This is a genomic window from Streptomyces sp. DH12, assembly GCF_020873895.1.
In the GTDB taxonomy this organism is placed as follows: domain Bacteria; phylum Actinomycetota; class Actinomycetes; order Streptomycetales; family Streptomycetaceae; genus Streptomyces.
This window is the reverse complement of sequence record NZ_JAHWGT010000779.1, coordinates 1-489: the sequence shown is the minus strand read 5'-3', so window position 1 is coordinate 489 and position 489 is coordinate 1. Positions and strand designations below refer to the sequence as shown.

The window sequence follows — 489 nt, the reverse complement described above, 5'->3', positions numbered from 1 at the left end:
GGTCCTGGCAGGTCGGACGTACAGAGTCCTGTACAACGACATCTGGGCCGGCCAGTTGAGCCGCGAACAGGCCGCCGCACTCGGCGTCCGCCCCGACGCCACGCTGCGTGCCTACGTCGTGCTGGTGCCGGACACCTCCGAGGAGATCGCCGCCGCCATCGACGGCATGCTGTTCCGCGCCGGTCTGGCCGGCCTGGTGCTCATCGGCGCCGTCGCCTATGTCACCGTCCGCGTCGCACTACGCCCCGTGGAAGCTGTCCGCCGCCTCACCGCCTCGGTGACCGACCCGAGCGAACGCGTCACCGTCCCCGCCACCGCCCACGAGATCACCGCGCTCGCCGACACCATCAACACCACTCTTCGACGCCTCGACCACGCCGCCGCCCAGCAGCGCCGGTTCGTCGCGGACGCCGCCCACGAGTTGCGCAGCCCTCTCACCACCCTGCTGACCAGCCTGGAGGTCGCTCTCGCCTACCCGGAACGCACCGA

General features: G+C 71.2%; 1 protein-coding gene. It reads left to right on the top strand.

Going from position 1 to position 489, the window contains the following annotated elements; genetic code table 11:
* The coding region (locus LPA54_RS37015) for a histidine kinase dimerization/phospho-acceptor domain-containing protein (protein ID WP_306806612.1) at positions 1 to 489 on the top strand (489 nt) is incomplete at both ends.